The sequence below is a fragment of the Streptomyces durbertensis genome (assembly GCF_014156695.1).
GTDB lineage: Bacteria > Actinomycetota > Actinomycetes > Streptomycetales > Streptomycetaceae > Streptomyces > Streptomyces durbertensis.
Genome location: NZ_WMLF01000790.1, coordinates 1 through 1,216, shown reverse-complemented (window position 1 = coordinate 1,216; position 1,216 = coordinate 1). Strand labels below are relative to the sequence as shown.

The window sequence follows — 1,216 nt, the reverse complement described above, 5'->3', positions numbered from 1 at the left end:
GTCGCGGCCTGGCGGCCACTCGTCCTCAAACGCCGGACGGGCTGAATTCTCAGCCCGTCCGGGGAAGACCTCCGCCGGAGGCGTTACGCGGGGTGGTCGCCGACCATCGTGACGGCTTCCGCCCGCTCGCCGCGCTCGGTGATCTCGCCGGCCACCCACGCCTCGACGCCGCGGTCGGCCAGCGTGTCCAGCGCCGCGTCCGCCGACTCGCCGGGGACGATCGCGATCATGCCGACGCCCATGTTCAGCGCCTTCTCGATCTCCGGCCGCTCCATCGCGCCCAGCTCCGCCGTGGCGCGGAACACCGGCGCCGGCGTCCACGTGGCGCGGTCGACGGTGGCGTGCAGTCCGTCGGGGATCACGCGGGCCAGGTTGGCCGCCAGGCCGCCGCCGGTGACGTGGGAGAAGGCGTGGACCTCGGTGGTGCGGGCGAGGGCCAGGCAGTCCAGGGAGTAGATGCGGGTGGGCTCCAGCAGTTCCTCGCCGAGGGTGCGGCCGAACTCGGGGACCTCGCGGTCGAGGGACCAGCCGGCGCGCTCCAGGAAGACCTTGCGGACGAGCGAGTACCCGTTGGAGTGAAGTCCGGAGGACGCCATGTTGATGACCACGTCACCCGAACGGATGCGGTCGGCGCCGAGCAGCCGGTCGGCTTCGACGACGCCCGTACCGGCGCCGGCCACGTCGTACTCGTCCGGCCCGAGCAGGCCGGGGTGTTCGGCCGTCTCGCCGCCGACGAGCGCGCAGCCGGCGAGCACGCAGCCCTCGGCGATGCCCTTGACGATGGCGGAGACCCGCTCGGGGTGCACCTTGCCGACGCAGATGTAGTCGGTCATGAAGAGGGGTTCGGCGCCGCACACGACGAGGTCGTCGACGACCATGGCGACGAGGTCGCGGCCGATGGTGTCGTGGACGTCCATGCGCTGGGCGATGGCGACCTTGGTGCCCACGCCGTCGGTGGCGGAGGCGAGGAGCGGCCGCTCGTAGCGCTTGAGGGCGGAGGCGTCGAAGAGTCCGGCGAAGCCGCCGAGTCCGCCGAGGGACTCGGGGCGCTGTGCCTTGCGCACCCACTCCTTCATGAGGTCGACGGCCCGGTCGCCGGCTTCGATGTCGACGCCCGCACTCGCGTAGGTCACCGGCGCGGTCGGGTCGCCTGCGGTCTCGTTCATGTCTCTCCGTCGACGAGGTCGGGGGTGGGTGGTTCGAGAGTGGGTGGGTG

Annotated in this window: 1 protein-coding gene; it reads right to left on the bottom strand. The window is 72.3% G+C overall.

Annotated elements, in window-relative coordinates:
* Positions 1 to 83: 83 nt before the first annotated feature.
* Positions 84 to 1,166: a phosphoribosylformylglycinamidine cyclo-ligase gene (purM, locus tag GL263_RS26840; RefSeq protein ID WP_182858325.1), complete on the bottom strand. Its 1,083-nt coding sequence runs from the start codon at positions 1,164 to 1,166 to the stop codon at positions 84 to 86.
* Positions 1,167 to 1,216 lie beyond the last annotated feature (50 nt).

Coding starts and splice junctions, on each gene's coding strand:
- purM (WP_182858325.1), bottom strand. CDS start 1,166: ATGAACGAGACCGCAGGCGACCCGACCGCGCCGGTGACCTACGCGAGT.